The following is a 21,559-nucleotide window of genomic DNA, read 5'->3' on the forward strand; positions in this document are numbered from 1 at the left end:
GATCATTGGCCAGGCCCGTCCAGACGATCGCGCAGATGCCGCAGGGTGCGGATCATATACTTTTCCACCATGTTCTTGGACAGGCCCAGGCGCTCGGCGATCTCCGCCTGGGTCAGGCCCTCGATCTTCTGCCAGACGAACACCGTGCGGCAGTTGGCCGGCAGCTCGGCAAGCGCCCGCTCGATGGAGTCCGCCAGTTGGATCGCGTGCATGAAGTGCTCCGGGTCGCCCGAAAACGACTGACCAAGGTCGATGACAGCCTCTTCCATGGCCCCCCGTCGATCTTCGCGCCGATAGCCATCCACTGCAATGTTGCGCGCCGTCTGATGCAAATAGGCCCGTGGCTGCTCGACCCCGCTCGAATCGGACTCAAGCACCCGCACGAAGGTGTCATGGGCCAGGTCCTCGGCCTGCTGGCGATTGCGCAGGCGACGGGTCCAGGTGCCGATCAACTCTTCGTAATGCTCGAAAAAGCCGGGTCTGCGGGGCAGCTTGGGGGTCATCACGGCGCGCTGTGGGAACGGGGCGTGAATAGTAATGGTTACTATTAAGGAGAAGCAAACGGATTGCGGTGCCTGTCGTCCGAAGCTTTAAAGTCTGGAATTGATCCTTGTGGGAGCGAGCCTGCTCGCGATGGCGGTGTGTCAGTCAGTGATGCATGAACTGTCAGACCGCTATCGCGAGCAGGCTCGCTCCCACAGGTTTTCTGGTGCAAGAGGTCTCAGGCCTCAGGCATCTTGCGAAACCCCACCGCCAGACGGTTCCAGCCGTTGATGGCGTTGATCGCCACCGTCAGGTCGACCATTTCCTTAGGGCTGAAATACTCGCTCAACAGGGTGTAGTCGGCGTCTGGCGCGTGGGTGTCGCTCAGGCGGGTCAGGGCTTCGGTCCAGGCCAGGGCGGCGCGTTCACGGCCCGTGAAGAACGGCGCTTCGCGCCATGCGGTCACGGCGTACAAGCGGCGTTCGGTCTCGCCGTCCTTGCGGGCGTCGGCGGTGTGCATGTCGATGCAGAAGGCGCAGCCGTTGATCTGCGAGGAACGCAGCTTGACCAGCTCCAGCAGGGACTTCTCCAGGCCCAGTTTCGAGACGGCGGTTTCCAGGGCCAGCATGGCTTTGAAAGCGTCGGGGGAAGCGGTGTAGAAATCGATACGCGGTTGCATGGTGAACTCCAGGACAATTGGGTGTAGCGCTAAGTTAGCCGTGCAGTGGCGCGGTACAAATAGCCAATTGTTGGGAAGTTCGGGTGGCCAATGAAGACCCAGGGGATTGTGGGAGCAAGGCTTGCCCGCGATGAAGATGACGCGATCTTCCGGAGAACCGAGGCGCCTACATCGCGGGCAAGCCTTGCTCCCACACAGCGCGGATAAATCCCCTCGCCACAGGGGGACGTGGGGACTTCAAGATAGGCTTCAGGCCCGGCTTCGCAGCCATTGCAGGAAGCGCTTCTTGGCCACGGGCTTGGGCAGCTCGCGGGTGAGGTTCTGTGCCAGGTGGATGCGTACGTCCAATAGGTTCTTCATGGCGTCGTTGATGTCGCGGCGGGCCTCCAGGCAAGGCTTGAGGTAGCTGTTCTCGATGCGGTACAGGGTGCAGAAGGTCTTGGCGGTAAAATTCGCCAGCGCAGCCTGCTCGGCGACGATCCCGGCTTCGCCGATCACCTCTCCCGGCCCCATGCGCCCGCCCTCGAGTGGCTGGCCGTTGCGCATGAGGGTCACGCTGACCACCCCGGATTCGATGATGAACAGATGATCGCTGACCTCCCCGGCCGCCAGGATCACGTCGCCCGCGCGGAAGGTCTGCAGGGTCATGTTCTGAGCGAAGGTGTCTTTCTCATCCTGGCGCAGGGTGGAGAAAATGTTCGAGCTTTCCAGCAAGGCCCGGGGGCGCGACACCGCCTGGGGAGTCGTGCTTTCGCTGGTAGACAACAGGCTCACGCCCGACGCCTGCAAATGCCGGAACGCCAGGTCGAACAGCTGGTTGCGCACCGTGCGTTTCTGGGCCATGGAGGCAACGAAACCGCTGATCTCGTACTCCGCACCAGCACTGCCGCTGCTTTTAAGCGTGACGCAGGGTGCGGGGGTGGAGAGCAAGGAACGACAGCCGATCATCGCCCGCTCCAGCGCGTCGATCACGGTTTGGGGCCGCGCGTGAGGGCTGACCTGGACGCTGATGGACAAGCCATGGACATCGCTGGGTCGACTGAAGTTGATGACCTTGGCCTTGGCCGCCAACGAGTTGGGGATCACCGCCATGCTGCCCTGGGCGGTCTGCAAGCGCGTGGCTCGCCAGTCGATGTCGGTGACCCGGCCTTCGGTGCCGTCGATGGAAATCCAGTCGTCGAGCTGATAGGGCTTGGTGGTATTGAGCACGATGCCGGAGAACACATCGCTGAGGGTGCTCTGCAAGGCCAGGCCGACGATGATCGCCATCGCACCCGACGTCGCCAGTACGCCCTTGACCGGCAGGTCCAGCACATAAGCCAGGGCCGCGATGACCGCGATCAGGAAAATCACCGCGCCCAGCAAGTCCTGCAACAACCGCCCGGTATGACCGACCCGTTGCATCATCGCCGCGCCGATCAGCACCGTCAGGGTTCGCGCGGCAAACAACCACCAGGCGATCTGCAAACCGGTAGCGGCCAGATGCCGCGGCACATCGTCGACCCACTGCGCCGGCTGCATGGGGTTGAGGCCTTCGTTGAACAGCAGCACGCTGAACAACGAAAAAATCACCACCCTTGCGCCGATTTTCCAATAGGTCCGATCCGCACTGACCAGGCGCCACATCAATAGGTCGAGCACAAGCAGCACCAGGGCACAGAGCAGCGGGTGATCGGAGATCAGAGACAGCATCGGGACAGCTCCAGAAAGGCCATTGGCGAAGATTGGCACAGTTTTGACGAGAGTGTACCGACCACGCAAACAGGGGGTTCAGGGTGGTGGTAGTTTTCGCGTTCAGTCGTCCATCCGGCCAAAACGCCCGGAGTGGAAATCACTGAAGGCCTGGTGGATTTCCTGTTCGCTGTTCATCACGAACGGACCATGGCCGACGATGGGTTCGTCGATCGGCTCGCCGCTGAGCAGCAGTACCACGGCATCGTTATTGGCTTGCAGGCTCAATTGATCACCAGCCCGGTCGAACAGGGCCATCTGCCCGGCCTCGACCCGTTCGCGGCCATTGGCCTGGACCGAGCCTCGCAATACCACCAGGGCGGTGTTGTGGCCTTCGTGCAGGTCAAGGGTGAGGGTTTTTCCGGCATTCAAGCGGATGTCCCAGACGTCGATGGGCGTGAAGGTCTTCGCGGGGCCTTGATGCCCTTCGAAACGCCCGGCGATCAGGCGCAGGCTGCCGGCGTCGTCCTTCAGGGCAATGTTCGGGATGTCACCCTTGAGGATCGTCTGGTAGCCGGCCGGGGCCATCTTGTCCTTGGCGGGCAGGTTGACCCACAGCTGGACCATTTCCATGAACCCACCCTGCCGGGCGAAGGCTTCGGAGTGGAACTCTTCGTGGATGATGCCGGAAGCAGCGGTCATCCATTGCACATCGCCAGGGCCGATCTTGCCACCGCTGCCGGTGGAGTCGCGGTGCTCCAGTTCGCCCTGGTAGACGATGGTCACGGTTTCAAAACCGCGATGGGGGTGCTGGCCGACGCCACGGCGCTCGGTGGTGGGCGTAAATTCCGTGGGGGCGGCATGATCCAGCAGCAGGAACGGGCTGATGTGCTTGCCCAGGTTGTCGTAGGAAAACAGCGTGCGAACCTGAAAGCCATCGCCGACCCAATGGGGCCGTGGACTGGTGTAGAGGCCGATGATGTTTTTCATGCCGTGTCTCCAAAATCAGGTACTGCGATTCGATGAACGCAGCTTAAAACCGACACCCTTCAATCACTAGATGGCAAAAACCGGCCTTAGCGTTCTATCTGGAGAACAGCGATCAAAAAACTGTGGGAGCGAGCCTGCTCGCGATGGCGGTGCCTCTGCCGATGATGCATCGACTATCAGACTGCTATCGAGCAGGCTCGCTCCCACCTTATTTGGTGTAACTCATTCAAAGATGATTACGCTTGGCAAACTCCGACAACCCCACCAAGGATTGCAAGCCGAGTTTTTCCAACAGGCGAGTCTTGTAGGTGCTGACGGTTTTAGGACTCAGGAACAGGCTTTCGGCGATGTCCTTGCCGCGCATGCCCATGGCCAGCATGCGCAGGATGGACAGCTCGCGGGTGGAGAGGCTTTCCAGGGCCTGCTGTTCGCTGCGTTGCTGGAAATCCAGGCGGACGGGCATCTGGGGGAAATAGGCATAACCGGACTTCAACGCCTGGATGGCCTTGGTCAATTCCTTGAGGTCGCTTTTCTTGGTCACGAAGCCCCGGGCCCCGGCCGAGATGCAGCGGTTGCAGAAGTGCTGCGCATCCTGGGAGGTGAACACCAGCACGCTGCATTCAGGAAACTGGGCCATGATCCAGACCAGCAGGTCCAGGCCATCGAAGCCGTTCATCACCAGGTCCAGGATCACCAGGTCTGGCGCGCGCTCCTTGATGAGGGCCCTGGCATCGGCCACGCCGCTGGCGTCCCGGATGTGGGTGAACGCCTCATTCTGGCAAATGAGCCGCAGCGCCCCTCGTATGACAGGGTGGTCATCCACGATCAACACGTCTTTCAAGGCAGTTCCCCAAAACAATACAAACGGCGCCGGTGCCGTGACCGCACCGGACTCTTGCACAAGTGCCAGGCCCTGCCACCTGTCAGACCTGACAGTGCGGACCAACGGCCTTGTTCAGTGTCCATGACCCTGCCTGAGGGGACGCACCCACGGTTGCAGCGGCTCATGGACATGAGGATCAACCTGCTCCATCAGGCGTCGCAGTGACGCGAGGTCAGGCAGTGGCGCCTGGCTCAGGTGCACGCTCGATCGACGCGCGACAGGCACCGACGACTGGCTGGCCGGTTGTGCGTTGTAAATCATCCCGTGACACACCTGCGGGTTGTAGATAACAAAGTCGTGCAGATCCAATGCGCCGCCCGCCAATTGTGCGTTGACGACAATCAGGTCGAACGGCTCGCTGCCGTACTCCACCAGCGTGAGCAATTCCTGCAAATGGCTCACGGGGACAATCCGGTGGTAGCCCTGTTGGTTGAACAGACGTTCCAGCACGATTCGATGGGTCTGTTGTGGGTCGGCAATCAGGATACGGAGTGCTTTGTTCGGCATGGCAAGCTTTCCAATAGCAACGCGCCAGGTAGGCACCGGCTCAAGAACATTCAGGGCGCTCAGGCTAGAGGAAGCGTTTGAAGGGCGATGTAGGACTATTCCTAAAATCAGGACAGACACAGCCCATGTCGCTAGGGAATTTATCTCTGCGGGGTACCTGGAGGACCGCTTCGCGGCCCAGTGGAAGCAAGCTCCCTCGCCACGTGGGCCTTGAGCCGTTCCGCCAGGTGCTCGATGGCTTGGCGAAGGTCTTCCACGGTGTTGGCGAGCAGCACCGTATCGTCCCCTCGACAAGCGCTTTCCAGCGCCTCGCAGGCGGCGATCAGGCGTTGCGCCTGGATGATCCGCGCTCCGCCCTTGATCCGGTGCGCCAGGTCCGCCAGGCCTGGCAAGTCGGGTCGGGTGGCCAAATGCTGCAACCGCGCTTGATCTTCGGCATTGCTGCTGACCAGTTCCTCCAGCAGCGCCCTGATGGCCGTCGTGTCGCCCCCGGTCAGTTGCTCCAGGCCGGTCAAGTCGAGATCATCGTCGGACTGGGGCGCCCGCGCATCCGGCGTGACCGAAGCCAGGCGTGCGTTGAGTGCCTTGAGGCCGATGGGCTTGAACAGGCAATCGTCCATTCCGGCCTCGACGCAGCGGTCCCGTTCCTCGGACTGGGCGTTGGCGGTAAAGCCCAGGATCAGCACCGGTGAGAGGTTGCGCTCACGCTCTTCGTCGCGAATGGCCCGGGCCAGTTCGTAGCCGCTCATCAAGGGCATGTTGCAGTCGGTGATGACCACATCGAAGTGTTCGCTACGCCAGGCCTGCAGGCCGTCGACACCGTTCTGTGCCTCCCGGACACGATGCCCCAGGTAACCCAGTTGCTGGGACAGCAGCAAGCGGTTGGCCGGGTAGTCGTCGACCACCAGGATACTCAGCGCCGGGACCGGCAACAGCGCCTCGACCTCGGCAGGCGGCGCCGTCGGCAGCGCGTCGAGCAGGGGCAGGTCCAACAGAACCTCGACTTGCGTACCCTCCCCCGGCACGCTGCGCAACGTCAGGGTGCCGCCCATCATTTCGCACAACGTACGGCTGATGACCAAGCCCAACCCGGAACCGCTGCGGGCCGACTGGGAATGATGGCCGGCCTGGGTAAAGGGACTGAACAGGCGGCGCTGATCCTCGGGGGAAATACCGCAACCGCTGTCCTCGACCCGCAGGCAAAGGCCCAGGCGTTCATGCCCGGGGGCCGGCTCGCCACGCACACTCAGGCGCACTTCACCCTGGTCGGTGAACTTGATGGCGTTGCTCAACAGGTTCGAGACGATCTGCTTGAAGCGCAATGGGTCGATCAACACGTCGCGGTTGACCCCGGCCTCCAGCGCCCAGTGCAAGCGCAGGTGTTTCTGCCAGGCCAGGCCCTCGAAAATCCGCGCCACCGACTCGATCAACGCGTGCAGATTGGCCCGTTGCGGCGCCAGCGACAACTTGCCCGACTCGATGCGGGCGATGTCGAGGATGTCGCCGATCAAGTCCAGCATGCCATGGGCGGCGTCCGAGGCGACTTCGATGGACAACCGGTCCACGACGCCTTGGTCGGCTTTTTTCAGGGCCAGCTCCAGCAGACCGATCACCGCATTCATGGGCGTGCGGATCTCATGGCTCATGGTCGCCACGAAGGTGGTCTTGGCCCGATTGGCCGCGTCGGCGCTTTCCTTGGCCACGCGCAATTGTTCCAGCAGGCGCCGCAGATAAATGCCCCAGCCCAAGGCCACCAGCAACAGCAGCGCAGCGACGGCGAACCCCTGGAGGATCGTGGTGCGGTTGCGCAGCCAGTAACTGTCGTCGATCACCACCTCACTGCGCCAGCGGTTGGTCAGTTCGTCCATTTCTTCCGGGGAAATGCTCAACAGTGCCTTGTCCAGGATCGAATGGAGTTCCAATGCGCCCCGGTTCGTCGCCAGGGCAATGTGTGCGGGCACGGTGCCCACGGTGCTGGTGACTTGCAGCGTGTCCCGGTACTGGCGGGAAATCATGTAGCGGGCGCTGATCAGCGGATTGATCGCGGCGTCCGCCGTGCCGGCGGCGACCATGGCCATGGCGTCGGCCGCATTCTGCGCCGCCACCAGTTGCACCTGGGGAAACTGCTCCAGCAGGAACTCGCGCAGCACGTTGCCACGCACCAGCGCCACGCGCTTGCCATTCATCTGGTCCAGGGTCAGCGCCTTGGCCCTGATCGGCACCACCAGCACGAACGGGTTTGTCAGGTACGGTCGGGTAAAACGCAACTCGTCCTCAAGTTCGGCGCTGGGGGTGGCGGTCGCCAAGACGTCGGCCTTGCCGTCCTTGATCTGCCCGATCAACTCGTCAACCGAGTCGCCCCGCTGCACATCGAATTTCAAACCGGTGCGCAGGCTGATCCGGGCCAGCACATCGGCGCCGATACCCCGCAAATGGCCTTGCTCGTCGAAGAACGTCAGCGGCAGGAAGTTTTCGTTGACCGCCACTTTGATTCGCGGATGGGCATCCAGCCAGCGCTGTTCGTTGACGCTGAAATGCAGCGCCTGCTGACCGGGCATGCTCGCTCCGCCGGCACTCCAACGCCGCAGAATGATCATGCGCTCGCGGGTGGGAATGGCTTGTAACGCGGCGTTGACGATGCGCAATACGCGCGAATTGTCGCGACTCACCGCAAAGGCGAACGGCTGCACTTCCAGGCGCGAGAAATCGGCCAGTTGAACATTGTTCAGGTAGTTCTTGCTGATCAGGTAGTTGGAACTGATCGAGTCCCCCAGGTAGACGTCGGCCTGACCAAACGCCACGGCACCGATGGCGCTCAAGGTCGAGGGGAACAACTGCAAGGAAGCCTCGGGATAAAACGCCTCGACCGTCTCCGGTGGCAAGTAGTGATAGAGCATCGCCACCCGCTTGCCCGCCAGGTCTGTGGGCAAGTCCTGGCTGTCGTCGATGCGGGCCACAAGGGTCGGCAAGTCCTCGGCATAGGCCTGGGACATCGCCAGGTCCGGATCGGCGGCTTCGAAGCCGTTGGCGGTGTCGAGCAGGTCGATCTCACCGCCGCGCAGGGCCTGGAGCGCTTCGGCCCGGGACGCATAGCGCTGCACCTGCACCTTGACGTGCAAAAGTTGCCCCAGCAGTTGCGCATAGTCGGCGGTCAGGCCTTCGTAGTCACGACCATTGCCGGTGATGCTGAACGGCGCATAGTCCGGCGCCGAGGTACCTAGCAGCAACGTGCCCTTCTGGCGCAGCCAGGCCCAGTCGCCAGTGTCCAGGGACACCGAATAATCATCCACATGGGAGCGCCCGAGCACCTGCAACGACTCAGAGGTCGCGCCTACCGGTGGCGCCATGCTCAATGAGCCCAGCAACAGCGCCAGCAGGCCTGTGCGTAAAAGCAGCATCATTTTGATCAGGGTGTTTCGCTTGGCGTAGTCGGCCCGGCGCACCGTCGACCGTACCTTCAGTCAGGGTCACCGGCTGGGGGTTCAGACTGCCAATACGAGGGAACAGCGAACCGTCGATGCGCCTGTCGAGCAGACGCATGAGGTGAGTGTAGGAAGTTTCTGAAGAATTTCCTGTGAGTGACTTGAGGCCAGAACCAGGGCCCGGACCTGTGGGAGCGAGCTTGCTCGTGAAGGCGTCGTGTCAGTCACTTCAATATTGACTGAACTGACGCCATCGCGAGCAAGCTCGCTCCCACAAGGGGTTGCGTTGGCTGATAGATTTCCTGCGAGTGACTCGCTCCCATAGGGCCTATACGGCGGCGAGCAGCAAGTCGCGCACCGGACGCGCCTGCCCGCGATTGTTCCCATGCTCATACAACGAACCGGCGATTTCATCGGCACGCACCGGCAGGATCGACAGCAAAGTGTCGCTCAGGCCATGGCTGGCCTGGCAGAAGCCCTGCATGTAGATCGCCGCCTTGCAGCGCTCGTCGGTGATCAGCTTGTAGTTGCGATCCACCTCGAAATCCCCCAGGTACTGCGCCAGCGGTTCCAGCAGGGTGCGGTGCATCTGCCGCTCGTAACCGGTGGCCAGCACTACGGCGTCATAACGGCGCACCGTCAGCTCACCGGTGGCGTTGTTGCGCACCGCCAGTTCCACGCCGGCATCGGTGGCCGTGGCCTTCTCCACCGTGGTGAGGGTGCGGAACGCATGACGGGCGATGCCGGAGACTTTCTGGCGATAGAAAATCCCGTAGATGCGCTCGATCAGGTCGATGTCCACCACCGAATAGTTGGTGTTGTGGTACTCGTTGACCAGGCGCTCGCGCTCGCTGTGGGGCTGCTGGAACACCAGGTCGGTGAATTCCGGCGAGAACACTTCGTTGACGAACGGGCTGTCGTCCGCCGGCTTGAGGGCCGAGCCGCGCAGGATCATGTCGACCTGTGCCGAAGGGAAGCTGTCGTTGAGGTCGATGAAGGCCTCCGCCGCGCTCTGCCCGCCGCCGATGATGGCGATCTTCATCGGTTGACCCTTCACGCACGGTTGGCCCGCCATGCGCTCCAGGTACTGGGAATGGTGGAACACCCGCGCGTCGTCCTTGAACGCCTTGAACGCCTCGGGAATGCGCGCCGTACCGCCGGCACTGACCACCAGCGAACGGGTGGTACGCACCAGTTCTGCGCCCTGGGCGTCGCGGGAGATCACCCGCAGCGCTTCGACCTGCTGGTTGTGCAGCACCGGTTCGATGCGCAGCACTTCCTCGCCATAGCGGCTCTGCTCGGTGAAGTGCCCGGCCACCCAGCGCAGGTAGTCATTGAACTCCATGCGGCACGGGTAGAAGGTGCCGAGGTTGATGAAGTCCACCAGGCGGCCATGGTGCTTGAGGTAATTGACGAACGAATACGGGCTGGTGGGGTTGCGCAGGGTCACCAGGTCCTTGAGGAAGGAAATCTGCAACTCGCTCTGGGTCACCAGGGTGTTGCCGTGCCAGCGGTAGTCGGCCTGCTTGTCGAGGAACAGCACGTCCAGTTCACCCTGGACCGGCCCCCGCTCCTGCAGCGCGATGGCCAGCGCCAGGTTCGAAGGGCCGAAGCCAATGCCGATCAAGTCGTGAACGATGGGCGATGCAATTGCCTGTGTCATGTCCAGTGTCCTCTGGAAAAGCCCCTCAACAGGGCACGAAAAGCCTGGGGAACCTGACCGGCATTCGAGGCGCCGGCAAGTCGTCTGTTGAGAGGAACGAGGACAATGAAAAAAAATTTACCGCCGGGTGACCGGCGACGATCGAATCAGGGCGCGTCCCACTGTCGCACGCGAACGCGGCAGTGCTTCATGGCGTTGACGATGTGCTTTTCCACCAGCGCTCGGGAAATGCCCAGGCGCTCGGCGATTTGCGGGTGGGACAGGCCTTCGAGCTTGCGCAGCAGGAAACTCTCGCGGCACAGCGGTGGCAGCTCGGCCAGGGCGCGCCGCAGCATGTCCAGACGCTGGCCATGGTCGAGGCTGGTGTGGGGCGACGGAGTGAAGAAGCGTTCTTCGCTGTCCAGCACATCCAGGGATTCGACCTGGCGCAGCGTATTGCGCCGATGCCCGTCGATCACCAGGTTCAGCGCCGTGCGGTAGAGGAACGCCCGAGGCTGTTCGATGGGCGTGTCGCTGGCACGCTCCAGCACCCGCACATAGGCGTCATGCACCACATCCTCGGCCGCCTGGCGGTTGCCAAGCCTGGCGTTCAGGAAACACACCAGCTCGCGATAGTAGTTTTCCACCATGACTCCCGTGCGCAATGACTGCGACAGCTATCCCTGTGCCACCCGGCATGCCGGACAAGGGCATGGCACGATAGTGGCAGATTCAATCGCGTAATTTATAGTAATTCTCATATAGATTTAAAGCGTTGGTTTGCATCGAGGCGGATTCGTTCCTTTCTATTGGCGGCTTTTGTGGCGAGGGAGCTTGCTCCCGCTGGCCTGCGCAGCAGGCCCAAGGCAGGCAACACCAGCGAATCTGACATAAACGGGATTCAGGTTTCAGGGCCGCTTCGCGCCCCAGCGGGAGCAAGCTCCCTCGCCACAGGGGTCTGTGGCGCTTCAACTGTTTTCCCCAACCTGCTACCAAGTGTTTCACCCGCTAAATTCCCGCCCGGAACGCTCGTTTACCAGAACAGCCCCCCGTCCCTGCCCTTCCTGGGACGGGCCCGATATCACCGGCCGGAACCCTGCATGAAACGTCCCCGCCCTACCCGACGCGCCTGGCTTCTCACCTTCGCCCTGCTTCCGGCCGTGGCCTTCGCCGCGTGGCAAGCGATCGTGCCCAGCCGTGCGCCCCTGGTCACCGCGCCCGTCACCCGTGGCGATATCGAAAACAGCGTCACCGCCCTGGGCACTTTGCAACCGCGGCGTTATGTCGATGTGGGCGCCCAGGCGTCCGGGCAGATCCAGAAGATTCACGTGGAAGCCGGCGACGAAGTGCGTGAGGGCCAATTGCTGGTGGAAATCGACCCGTCCACGCAAAAGGCCCGGCTCGACGCCGGGCGTTTTTCGATCGAGAACCTCAAGGCCCAGCTTCAGGAACAGCGCGCCCAGCACGACCTGGCGCAGCAGAAATTCCGCCGCCAGCAGCAACTCAAGGCCGGCGGCGCCACCCGCGAGGAAGACGTGCAGACCGCCCAGGCCGAAGTGCGCGCGACCCAGGCGCGCATCGACATGTTCCAGGCCCAGATCCGCCAGGCCCAGGCCAGCCTGCGCAGCGACGAGGCCGAGCTGGGCTACACGCGCATCTATGCGCCGATGAGCGGCACCGTGGTCGCCGTCGGAGCCCGGGAAGGCCAGACCCTCAACGCCCAGCAGCAAACCCCGCTGATCCTGCGCATCGCAAGGCTGTCGCCGATGACGGTCTGGGCCGAAGTCTCGGAAGCCGACATCGGCCACGTCAAACCGGGCATGACCGCCTACTTCACCACCCTGGCCGGCGGCGGCCGGCGCTGGAGCAGCACCGTTCGCCAGATCCTCCCGGTGCCGCCACGCCCGCTGGAGGCCAGCCAGGGCGGCAGCCCCACGAGCGGGCGCAGCGGCAGCGAGCGGGTGGTGCTCTACACCGTGTTGCTCGACGTCGACAACGCCGACCGCGCGCTGATGACCGACATGACCGCCCAGGTATTTTTCGTCGCCGCCCAGGCCAAGGACGTGCTGACCGTGCCCATCGCCGCCCTGCGGGACGCCGGCCAGGTACAGGTGCTGGCCGACAACGGCGATGTCCAGCCGCGCACCGTTCGCACCGGCGTCAGCGATCGGCTGCGCACCCAGATCCTCGACGGCCTGAGCGAAGGCGACCGGGTGCTGATCGGCCCGGCCAGCGGCAGCGGAGGCTGAATGAACACACCCCTGATCGAACTGCGGGACATTCGCAAGGCCTATGGCGGTGGCGACAGCCCTCGGGTGGAGGTGCTGCGCGGCATCGATTTGTCCATTCACGCCGGGGAATTCCTGGCGATTGTCGGGGCGTCCGGCTCCGGTAAATCGACCCTGATGAACATCCTCGGCTGCCTCGACCGCCCCACCCGCGGCGAGTACCGTTTCGCCGGGGAAGACGTCGCCGGCCTGGGCAGCGACGAACTGGCCTGGCTGCGGCGCGAGGCCTTCGGCTTCGTGTTCCAGGGCTATCACCTGATCCCCTCCGGCACGGCCCAGGAGAACGTCGAGATGCCGGCCATCTACGCCGGCACTTCCGCCGCCGAACGCCACGCCCGGGCCAGCGCCCTGCTCGACCGTCTTGGCCTGGCCAGCCGCACCGGCAATCGTCCGCACCAGTTGTCCGGCGGCCAGCAGCAACGGGTGTCGATTGCCCGGGCCTTGATGAACGGCGGCCACATCATCCTCGCCGACGAACCCACCGGTGCCCTCGACAGCCAGAGTGGCACCGAGGTCATGGCGTTGCTCGACGAATTGGCGAGCCAGGGCCACGTAGTCATCCTGATCACCCACGACCGCGAAGTGGCGGCCCGGGCCAAGCGCATCATCGAGATCCGCGACGGACTGATCATCAGCGACAGCGCCAGCGCTTTGCCCCACGACGGGCGAGCCAACCCAAAGGCACTGCAAGCGGTGGATCTGCGCCAACGCCTGAGCGCCGGCAGCGAACACAACGACGCCTGGAAAGGTGAGCTGGTGGACGCGGTGCAGGCGGCATGGCGGGTGATGTGGATCAATCGTTTTCGCACCGCCCTGACCTTGCTCGGCATTGTCATCGGCGTGGCCTCGGTGGTGGTGATGCTGGCCGTGGGCGAAGGCAGCAAGCGCCAGGTCATGGCCCAGATGGGCGCGTTCGGCTCGAACATCATCTACCTCAATGGCAGTGCACCCGCACCGCGCGCCGCCAAGGGCATCATCAGCGAATACGACCTGGCCGCCCTCGCCGACCTGCCCGAGGTACAGCGCATCATGCCGGTCAACGGCGCCGAAGCCAGCGTGCGTTTCGGCAACCTCGATCACACCAGCTACGTCGGCGGCAATGACACCAATTTTCCGACCATTTTCAATTGGCCGGTGGCCGAGGGCAGTTACTTTACCGACGCCGATGAACGCGGCGCCGCGGCGGTGGCGGTGATCGGCCACAAGGTCCGGCAGAAACTGCTCAAGGATGTTTCCGACCCCATCGGCCGCTACATCCTGATCGAGAACATGCCGTTCCAGGTGGTCGGCGTACTGGCGGAAAAAGGCGCCAGCTCCGGGGATTCGGACGCCGACAATCGCGTCGCCATCCCTTATTCCGCCGCCAGTGTGCGGCTGTTCGGCACCCGTCACCCCGAGTACGTGGTGATCGCCGCCCGGGATGCGGGCAAGGTCAAGGAGGCCGAACAGGCGGTCTCCCGCACCCTGTTGCGTCTGCACAACGGCAAGCAGGACTTCGAACTGACCAACAACGCCGCGATGATCCAGGCCGAGGCCCGCACCCAGGGCACACTGTCGCTGATGCTCGGGGCCATTGCGGCGATTTCGCTGTTGGTGGGCGGCATCGGCGTGATGAACATTATGCTCATGACCGTGCGCGAACGGACCCGCGAGATCGGCATTCGCATGGCCACCGGCGCTCGCCAGCGCGACATCCTGCGCCAATTCCTCACCGAAGCAGTGATGCTCTCGGTGGTCGGCGGGCTCGCCGGTATCGGCCTGGCCCTGCTGGTGGGCGGCGCCTTGCTGCTGGGCAAGATCGCCGTGGCCTTCGAATGGCTGGCGATGTTCGGCGCCTTCGGCTGCGCCCTGGTCACCGGCGTCGTCTTCGGCTTCATGCCCGCCCGCAAGGCCGCCCGCCTCGACCCGGTCGCGGCCCTCACCAGTGAATGAACCCCACCCTATGAAAGCGCACCTGACCCTCCTGGCCGCCAGCCTGTTGCTGGCCGCCTGCGCCACCCCTGCGTCGCCGCCGGACAGCGGCATCCAGCCGCCAGCGGCCTGGCAGTCCCTCGACACACCCAGCGCCCGAGCGGATAACCAGCAATGGTGGACACACTTCGGCAGCCCGCCCTTGAACCGCTTGATCGAACAGGCGCGCCGGGACAGCCACGACCTGGCCGCCGCCATGGCCCGGGTGCGCCAGGCCCAGGCCAGCGCGGTGATCGCCGGCGCGCCGTTGCTGCCAGCGGTCACGGCCGGGCTCAACGGCAATCGCCAGGAGCTGTTGCGCGGCAAAGGCTATAGCCAACTGGACGTCGACCGGGACAACCGCACCATCGATTACTACGACGCCAACCTCAGCGCCACCTATGAGCTGGATTTCTGGGGCGGCAAGCGGGCGGCTCGGGACAGTGCGCTAAGCACGCTGGCAGCCAGTCAGCTCGACCGGGCGACCGTGGAATTGACCCTGCTCAGCGGCGTCGCCAACAGCTACACCCAGGCGCTGTCCCTGCGCGAGCAACAGCGCATTGCCGAACAGAACCTGGACAACGCCCAACGCGTACTCGACCTGGTGCAGACCCGCTACGACGCCGGCAGCGCCACGGCCCTGGAACTGTCCCAGCAAAAAAGCCTGGTGGCGGCCCAGCAGCGCCGCGTGCCCCAAGTGCAGCAACAGGCCCGGGAAGCGGTGATCACCCTGGCGACGCTGCTGGGGCAACCGGTGCAGTCGGTCAAGCTCGACGACGACAGTTTCGACCGCTTGCACTGGCCCGCCATCGACGCCGGTGTGCCCAGCGAACTGCTGCGCCGTCGCCCGGACATCGCCGCCGCCGAAGCCCGCCTCGCCGCCGCCCAGGCCGACATCACCGTGGCCCGCGCCGCCATGTTGCCCACCGTGACCCTGGGCCTGAGCCTCGCCACCGGCGCCGACATCGCCGACCAGTTGCTGCGCAACAACGTCTACAACCTCACGGCCGGCCTGGCCGCGCCGATCTTCAACAACGGCCGCCTGAGGGCCGAACGAGACAGGGCCACCGCCCGCCAAGAGGAACTGCTGGAACTCTACCGCGCCGCCATCATCAACGGCTTCGCCGACGTCGAAAAAGCCCTGAACGGCATCAACGGCCTGGACCGCCAACGGCAATGGCAAAGCGAAGAACTGCACCAGGCCCAGACCGCCTTCGACATCGCCCAACGCCGCTACCAGGCCGGCGCCGAAGACCTGCTCACCGTACTGGAAACCCAACGCACCCTATACGCCGCCCAGGATATGAACGTGCAACTGAGATTGGCGCGGGTGCAGGCGAGCGTGGCGTTGTACAAGGCGTTGGGTGGGGGTTGGCGGGTGATGTAAGCCCCAAACCCACCTTCAAGCCAAGTAATACATTGTGGCTAGGGTTATCTCCTGTGGGAGCAAGGCTTGCCCGCGATGCAGACGACACGGTTTCCGAGGACCGAGGTGCCTGCATCGCGGGCAAGCCTTGCTCCCACAGATAAATCTCCTAGCCACAAATAGTGTTCGGCTTTGGTTCTGTTTATCGGGCCATGTAGGACTCCCGAGTGAGGCTACGTTGCCTTGCGTCATTGCCTACAACTACGCCAGAATCCGCCGGCTTGTGCGCCTGGCACCCCATCGATAACTTGTTCCCCGTCACTGCTCATCAGTGATCGGGTCTGCAAGCCCGACGAATACCAGGCGCATAGCCGAAGCCAATCGACACGTTCGTGTTCGCTTCATGGCGGCTGTGTGCGGGAGACCTTCGGGTCTGCCGGGTTCCTGGTTTCCCGGTCTTGCAGACCCGCGCATAGCTGCCACCCCATCATCTGCAAGTGATGTCTGGCAGCGTCCTTTGAATAATCAGGAGCTGCACCATGTTCAAGATCACCCCCAACCCCCCCGAAGACGATTCCAAAAAACTCGACGAAGCCGCCGACCGCGCCCTCTCCTACTACCTCGACCCCAAACCTGAAAAACCCGTTCCACCACCAGACCAGTTGTTCACCGTGGCAGAGAGTGCGGACTTGGAATGCCTGCTGGCCAACCTCAGCGAAACCCTTGCGTCAGTCAATGTCATGGCCAACGAACTGGCCTTTGATCTGGAAGGCGCACGACGGAGTTTCGCCCTGGGGATCCAGCAGATGGTCGAGCTGAGTGAGCTGCTGGCGAACCGCGCCCTGGACATCGCTGCGCCGCGCTGACGCCCCACACTAACCTCAAGCCAAGTGACACCTGTGGCGAGGGAGCTTGCTCCCGCTGGGCTGCGCAGCAGCCCCCAATGGCTGGCTCCTCGGTGGGTCAGGTGTTTGGAGGGGGCTGGTTTTGGGGCCGCTTCGCAGCCCAGCGGGAGCAAGCTCCCTCGCCACAAAAGCAGTCATTCACACAGCCCAGGTTCGGTCAGTTCGGGCCAGAGCTCACACCGGCTTGGACTTGAGATTGCGCGCATACCACGGCCGTTGCGGCACGCGACGAAACAGTTCGGCGAGCTTCTTGTCATCGCTGCCGAAGGTGATGCGCAGGGCCAGTTTCATGGTTTCCGGGTCCATCTCCACCGAGCGTCCGACCTGCAGTCCCGGCGTGGTGCTGCATCCGTGGGTGTCCGGGCCCAGCCAGGGGTCGGCGATTTCGACCCAGCGGCCCGGGGCGAACCAGGGCACGCCGTTGACCTTGAGCCGGCTCACTTCCCCCGGATGGAAGCGTTCATGGGCGCGGAACCAGTCTTCGAGGCGGTCGTCGATCCAGCCGTGGAAGGCCCAGAACACCGGGTTCACGTGGGAAGAAAACGGATCGCCGAGAAAGTCATTCTCCGGGGCGTACCAACGCTGGGCGAAGTCCGCCGGGTCGCGGGCGAACGGCACCGGGTGGCCGTTGGACGGATCACGCGGCACCGAGGCCCAGCGCATGTGCAGCCAGTCGTGCAGGCCCAATTCCACTTCCGAGCCAAACTGGCCCAGGGTCAGTTTCGCCAGGTAGCGCGGGTCGCGGTAGCGCGATTCCCAGACCTGGAAATTGCTGTGGTAGGTCTCGGCGGTCTTGATGTCGCTGACCCACTGGGCGTACTGCTCGTCGCCATCAGCCAGCCAGGTCGGCGGCAAGGCCGTGCCATCGTGGTTATCGAGGTAGCGGGCGAAGCCAAGACGATCGCGTTCCAGCTCCGGTTGCGGCAAGGGGAAGCGCGGCCACGACGGCAGCGGCTGGAACGAACGGGCCGTGCCGAGCATGTGCCGGTGCATGAAAAAGAAGTCCACGCCCGAGCCATTGCGATCCTTGCGCGGCCCGCGGGCATCGCGCTCCTGGTTCCGTGGGCCGGGCTGCCAGCCGATGCCACGCAGGGCATTGCGCTTGTCCTCGTCCAGGGTGTGCCATTTGTCCCGCGAGGCGTGCCAGAGCTGGTGGAACAGCCGATGCTCGGGCGACACCAGCCAGGCCAGCAGTGCCGGGCTCAACGGCGTGCGCTCCCGGGCCTCGGGGAAGCGCTGCTTGACGGCGATGAAATGATTGTCCAGTTCAGGCGACGCCAAGGGACGGTCCAGGCGCAATACCCGACCGCTGAGGGTGGCGCTGCCGGCATTGCCAAAACCGGCCCAGACTTCGTCCAGGGTCATGATGCATTCATAGTCCGGCGCGTCGTGCTGCGCCCCCATCAGCCGCCAGCTCAGTTGCTTCGGATCGGTTCCGGCCAGGTCGCCCAACACCCGGTAACGCGGCTCCTCGGCAGCGCGCAAACGTTCGGCGCTGTCGAGGTAACCCACCAGGCCACGGCCCCTTTGGCCAAGATCGAGGAAAAGCTGCAGATCGTCCTGGGGCAAGCCGTCGAGACCGGCGTCGCGGCCGGTGAAACGGATCGTCCAGATGCCCCGCAACGTATCGGCCCGGCGCTGGCCCGCCACGTCGGCCACGTCGAACGACGCCTCGCCGGGGGTAATGGTCGGGTCCGGCCGGGTCAGTTCGCGATGCCCGTAATACACCGCAGGCACGGCGGCACCGGTCAGCGCCAGGCCTGCCATGAACCATCGTCGAGAAATCGTCATTGCCTTACCTGTGTCCAGCCCTGGAGCGGGCTTTATCCAAGCTAGAACGAGGGGTGGGCTGACAAATTTATAGGCGAGCTGTGAGGGCCTCATCGCGAGCAGGCTCGCTCCCACAATGGATCTGGTACATCCGCGAGAAATCGGTCGACTGTCAGACCGCCATCGCGAGCAAGCTCGCTCCCACAGGTTGACCGCGTTCCAATGTGGGAGCGAGCTTGCTCGCGATGGCGGCCCCGAGCGCACCTAAATTTCCCGCCCGATCACTCGTTCTCCCCAGATAGCAAAGGCCCCCGCGCCTGTCCTTCCAAGGCGAACCTGACTGAGATCGGCAATGACAACACCTCGTTCGAAAAAGGCTCTTTTCATTGGCGTGCCCCTGACCCTGGCGTTGGCCGTCGGTGCGGGCGTCGCGGCCTGGGACCACTGGTGGCGGGACAACCCCGGCTACCCGGTCAAAGTGATGAAAGAAGCCAGGGAACTGCACGAACGCCTGCTGTCCTTCGACAGCCACATCACCGTGCCGCTGGACTTCGGCACCGCCGGCAATGAAGCTGACAAGGACGGCAGCGGCCAGTTCGACCTGGTGAAAGCCAATCGCGGCCACCTGTCCGGCGCGGCGCTGACGGTGTTCGGCTGGCCGGAGTTGTGGAACGGGCCCAACGCGCCGCACAAGCCCACCGCCGGTTTTGTCGAGGAAGCGCGCAACCAGCAGGAAGTGCGCTACAAGATCATCACCGGCCTGGTCCGGGACTTCCCCAACCAGGTCGCCATCGCCTACACCCCGGATGACTTCCGCCGCCTGCACGGGGAAGGCAAGTTCGCGATCTTCATCAGCATGCTCAACGCCTATCCCCTGGGCCACGACCTGAACCTGCTGGACCTGTGGACGGCGCGGGGCATGCGCATGTTCGGTTTCAGCTACATCGGCAACAACGACTGGGCCGACTCCTCGCGCCCACTGCCGTTCTTCAACGACTCGCCCGACGCCCTGGGCGGTCTGTCGGACATCGGCAAGCAAGCGGTGACGCGCCTGAACGACCTGGGCGTGATCATCGACGTGTCGCAGATGTCGACCCAGGCCCTGGAGCAAGTCGTGCAACTGAGCCGCACGCCCCTGGTGGCCTCCCATTCGGCGCCACGGGCGATGGTCGACATCCCGCGCAACCTCAGCGACAAGGAAATGCAACTGATCAAGGCCAGTGGCGGCGTGGTGCAGATCGTCGGTTTCTCCCAATACCTGCGCCCGCTGACACAAAAGACCCAGGACAAACTCAACGCCCTGCGCGAACGTTTCGACCTGCCGCCACTGCCCAACCTGGCGATGGCGCTGATGCCCGGCGACCCGATCATCGCCGCCTGGCCGGAACAGAAATTCGGCGAATACGCCGGCCAGCTCTACGCCATCCTCGAAGAAGAACCCAAGGCCAGCCTCAAGGACCTGGGGGACGCCATCGACTACACCGTGCGCAAGATCGGCATCGACCACGTCGGCATCAGCTCGGACTTCAACGAAGGCGGCGGTGTGAAAGGCTGGGAGAACGTCGGCGACATCCGCAACGTCACCGCCGAATTGCTGACCCGCGGCTACTCCGAAGCCGACATCGCCAAACTGTGGGGCGGCAATTTCCTGCGAGTCTGGGATCAGGTCCAGAAAGCCGCCCGCCCCGCTGTCGTCTCGATCCAGAAGGCGGCCCAACCATGAATGAGCGTCGTACCTTCCTCAAGCAGGCCGGGATCCTCGCCGCGGGCCTGCCGCTCGCCGCCAACCTGCCCGCCACGGCCAGCGCCGATCCTCTGCCGCCACTGCCCAGGGATAAATGGGCGCAACTGCGCTCACTGTTCAACCAGGACCCGGACTACCTGCACTTCTCCAACTTCCTGATCACCACCCACCCGCGCCCGGTGCGCGAGGCCATCGAGCGGCACCGCGCCGCCCTGGATAAAAACCCGGGGCTGTTGATGGACTGGGATCTGGGCGTCACCGAAGAACGCGAGGAAAACGTCCGCACCTGGGCCGGCCGCTACCTGCAAGCGACGCCGAAGCAGATCGCCCTCACCGGCAGCACCACCGAAGGCTTGTCGATCATCTACGGCGGCGTCCACGTGGCGGCCGACCAGGAAATCCTCACCACCGCCCACGAACACTACGCCACCCACACCATCCTCGACCTGCGCACCCAAAGGACGGGGACACGGGTGCGCAAGATCAAGCTGTTCGAGAACGCCCACGACGCCAGCCATGAGCAGATCCTCACGGCCATCGACCGCAACATCCGCCCCGGAACCCGGGTGCTGGGCATGACCTGGGTGCACTCGGGCAGCGGCGTGAAGCTGCCGATCGACAAGATCGGCGCCCTGGTGGACAAGCACAACCAGGGCCGCAGCGATGAGCAGCGGATCATTTTTGTGGTGGACGGCGTGCACGGTTTCGGCGTCGAAGACCTCAGCTTCCCCGCCATGAATTGCGACTTTTTCATCGCTGGCACCCACAAGTGGATGTTCGGCCCACGCGGCACGGGCCTGGTGTGCAGCCGCAGCGAAGCGCTCAAGTACGTCACGCCGATCATCCCGACCTTCTCCGAAGCCACGGCGTTTTCCACCGTCATGACCCCGGGGGGCTACCACGCTTTCGAGCATCGCTGGGCGGCCGACGAGGCGTTCAAGTTGCACCTGCAACTGGGCAAGGCCGAGGTGCAGGCACGCATCCATGCCCTCAACAGCTACCTGAAAAAGCAATTGGTGGCACAGCCGCAGATCGAACTGGTCACGCCCCTGAGCCCGGAGCTGTCCGCCGGTTTCACCTTCTTCCGGGTCAAGGGTCGCGACAGCGACGAGATCGCCGCCTACCTGATGAAGAACCGGGTGATCGCCGACGCCGTGCATCGCGACGCCGGGCCGGTGGTCCGTACCGCACCGGGGCTGCTCAACACCGAAGCCGAGATCGATCGCTTCATGGGGTTGCTGGGCAAAACGCTCTGAGCC

16 protein-coding genes are annotated in these 21,559 nt (G+C 63.8%); 6 read left to right on the forward strand and 10 right to left on the reverse strand.

What is annotated here, in order from left to right; translation table 11 throughout:
- Positions 1-2: 2 nt before the first annotated feature.
- From PSH86_RS21045 to PSH86_RS21085, 9 genes are all read right to left on the reverse strand, one after another.
- Positions 3-503 carry a sigma-70 family RNA polymerase sigma factor gene (locus tag PSH86_RS21045; RefSeq protein WP_305484697.1) on the reverse strand — a complete coding sequence of 167 codons (501 nt, stop codon included), beginning with the start codon at positions 501-503 and terminating at the stop codon, positions 3-5.
- A gap of 218 nt (positions 504-721) precedes the next feature.
- Complete coding sequence (locus tag PSH86_RS21050) at positions 722-1,162, reverse strand: carboxymuconolactone decarboxylase family protein (protein ID WP_249015358.1); 441 nt, start codon at positions 1,160-1,162, stop codon at positions 722-724.
- 249 nt (positions 1,163-1,411) lie between these two features.
- Positions 1,412-2,854, reverse strand: a complete 1,443-nt coding sequence (locus PSH86_RS21055; protein WP_116833062.1) for a mechanosensitive ion channel family protein — start codon at positions 2,852-2,854, stop codon at positions 1,412-1,414.
- Between the two features lie 102 nt (positions 2,855-2,956).
- On the reverse strand, positions 2,957-3,823 hold the full coding sequence (locus tag PSH86_RS21060; RefSeq protein WP_305484700.1) for a pirin family protein: 867 nt from the start codon (positions 3,821-3,823) through the stop codon (positions 2,957-2,959).
- A gap of 226 nt (positions 3,824-4,049) precedes the next feature.
- Entirely contained in the window at positions 4,050-4,664 is a 615-nt protein-coding gene (locus PSH86_RS21065) for a response regulator transcription factor (protein WP_116834257.1), read from the reverse strand.
- 114 nt (positions 4,665-4,778) lie between these two features.
- The gene (locus PSH86_RS21070) at positions 4,779-5,213 is read right to left on the reverse strand and encodes a response regulator (RefSeq protein ID WP_163857666.1); all 435 of its coding nucleotides are present in this window, start codon (positions 5,211-5,213) and stop codon (positions 4,779-4,781) included.
- A 140-nt stretch (positions 5,214-5,353) separates the two neighbouring features.
- Complete coding sequence (locus tag PSH86_RS21075) at positions 5,354-8,614, reverse strand: transporter substrate-binding domain-containing protein (protein ID WP_305490382.1); 3,261 nt, start codon at positions 8,612-8,614, stop codon at positions 5,354-5,356.
- A 349-nt stretch (positions 8,615-8,963) separates the two neighbouring features.
- Entirely contained in the window at positions 8,964-10,298 is a 1,335-nt protein-coding gene (locus PSH86_RS21080) for a lysine N(6)-hydroxylase/L-ornithine N(5)-oxygenase family protein (protein WP_163857664.1), read from the reverse strand.
- A 146-nt stretch (positions 10,299-10,444) separates the two neighbouring features.
- Positions 10,445-10,927, reverse strand: coding sequence for a sigma-70 family RNA polymerase sigma factor (locus PSH86_RS21085; RefSeq protein WP_109754564.1), 483 nt, complete (start codon positions 10,925-10,927; stop codon positions 10,445-10,447).
- A gap of 450 nt (positions 10,928-11,377) precedes the next feature.
- On the opposite strand from PSH86_RS21085, the gene PSH86_RS21090 reads away from it, so the two are divergent.
- From PSH86_RS21090 to PSH86_RS21105, 4 genes are all read left to right on the forward strand, one after another.
- Entirely contained in the window at positions 11,378-12,526 is a 1,149-nt protein-coding gene (locus PSH86_RS21090; protein ID WP_305484702.1) for an efflux RND transporter periplasmic adaptor subunit, read from the forward strand.
- Positions 12,527-14,497 carry a MacB family efflux pump subunit gene (locus PSH86_RS21095; RefSeq protein ID WP_305484704.1) on the forward strand — a complete coding sequence of 657 codons (1,971 nt, stop codon included), beginning with the start codon at positions 12,527-12,529 and terminating at the stop codon, positions 14,495-14,497.
- 10 nt (positions 14,498-14,507) lie between these two features.
- Entirely contained in the window at positions 14,508-15,902 is a 1,395-nt protein-coding gene (locus PSH86_RS21100; RefSeq protein ID WP_305484706.1) for an efflux transporter outer membrane subunit, read from the forward strand.
- Between the two features lie 518 nt (positions 15,903-16,420).
- On the forward strand, positions 16,421-16,747 hold the full coding sequence (locus tag PSH86_RS21105) for a DUF6124 family protein (RefSeq protein WP_305484707.1): 327 nt from the start codon (positions 16,421-16,423) through the stop codon (positions 16,745-16,747).
- Between the two features lie 213 nt (positions 16,748-16,960).
- Here the strand turns inward: PSH86_RS21105 and PSH86_RS21110 are convergent, their stop codons facing one another.
- Positions 16,961-18,577, reverse strand: coding sequence for a PvdJ/PvdD/PvdP-like protein (locus tag PSH86_RS21110; protein WP_305484709.1), 1,617 nt, complete (start codon positions 18,575-18,577; stop codon positions 16,961-16,963).
- 331 nt (positions 18,578-18,908) lie between these two features.
- Between PSH86_RS21110 and pvdM the strand changes: the two genes are divergently transcribed.
- Positions 18,909-20,279: a pyoverdine-tailoring dipeptidase-like protein PvdM gene (gene pvdM, locus PSH86_RS21115; protein WP_305484711.1), complete on the forward strand. Its 1,371-nt coding sequence runs from the start codon at positions 18,909-18,911 to the stop codon at positions 20,277-20,279.
- Positions 20,276-21,556, forward strand: a complete 1,281-nt coding sequence (locus PSH86_RS21120) for an aminotransferase class V-fold PLP-dependent enzyme (RefSeq protein ID WP_176689372.1) — start codon at positions 20,276-20,278, stop codon at positions 21,554-21,556. The genes pvdM and PSH86_RS21120 overlap by 4 nt, the downstream gene beginning before the upstream one ends.
- Positions 21,557-21,559 lie beyond the last annotated feature (3 nt).

The organism is Pseudomonas sp. FP2300 (assembly GCF_030687595.1).
GTDB lineage: Bacteria > Pseudomonadota > Gammaproteobacteria > Pseudomonadales > Pseudomonadaceae > Aquipseudomonas > Aquipseudomonas bijieensis.

Bases quoted from the DNA above. Each gene is read 5' to 3' on its own strand.
- PSH86_RS21060 (WP_305484700.1), bottom strand. From the start codon at position 3,823: ATGAAAAACATCATCGGCCTCTACACCAGTCCACGGCCCCATTGGGTC.
- PSH86_RS21075 (WP_305490382.1), bottom strand. From the start codon at position 8,614: ATGATGCTGCTTTTACGCACAGGCCTGCTGGCGCTGTTGCTGGGCTCA.
- PSH86_RS21090 (WP_305484702.1), top strand. From the start codon at position 11,378: ATGAAACGTCCCCGCCCTACCCGACGCGCCTGGCTTCTCACCTTCGCC.
- PSH86_RS21120 (WP_176689372.1), top strand. From the start codon at position 20,276: ATGAATGAGCGTCGTACCTTCCTCAAGCAGGCCGGGATCCTCGCCGCG.
- PSH86_RS21095 (WP_305484704.1), top strand. From the start codon at position 12,527: ATGAACACACCCCTGATCGAACTGCGGGACATTCGCAAGGCCTATGGC.
- PSH86_RS21085 (WP_109754564.1), bottom strand. From the start codon at position 10,927: ATGGTGGAAAACTACTATCGCGAGCTGGTGTGTTTCCTGAACGCCAGG.
- PSH86_RS21055 (WP_116833062.1), bottom strand. From the start codon at position 2,854: ATGCTGTCTCTGATCTCCGATCACCCGCTGCTCTGTGCCCTGGTGCTG.
- PSH86_RS21105 (WP_305484707.1), top strand. From the start codon at position 16,421: ATGTTCAAGATCACCCCCAACCCCCCCGAAGACGATTCCAAAAAACTC.
- PSH86_RS21045 (WP_305484697.1), bottom strand. From the start codon at position 503: ATGACCCCCAAGCTGCCCCGCAGACCCGGCTTTTTCGAGCATTACGAA.
- pvdM (WP_305484711.1), top strand. From the start codon at position 18,909: ATGACAACACCTCGTTCGAAAAAGGCTCTTTTCATTGGCGTGCCCCTG.
- PSH86_RS21080 (WP_163857664.1), bottom strand. From the start codon at position 10,298: ATGACACAGGCAATTGCATCGCCCATCGTTCACGACTTGATCGGCATT.
- PSH86_RS21110 (WP_305484709.1), bottom strand. From the start codon at position 18,577: ATGACGATTTCTCGACGATGGTTCATGGCAGGCCTGGCGCTGACCGGT.
- PSH86_RS21070 (WP_163857666.1), bottom strand. From the start codon at position 5,213: ATGCCGAACAAAGCACTCCGTATCCTGATTGCCGACCCACAACAGACC.
- PSH86_RS21050 (WP_249015358.1), bottom strand. From the start codon at position 1,162: ATGCAACCGCGTATCGATTTCTACACCGCTTCCCCCGACGCTTTCAAA.
- PSH86_RS21100 (WP_305484706.1), top strand. From the start codon at position 14,508: ATGAAAGCGCACCTGACCCTCCTGGCCGCCAGCCTGTTGCTGGCCGCC.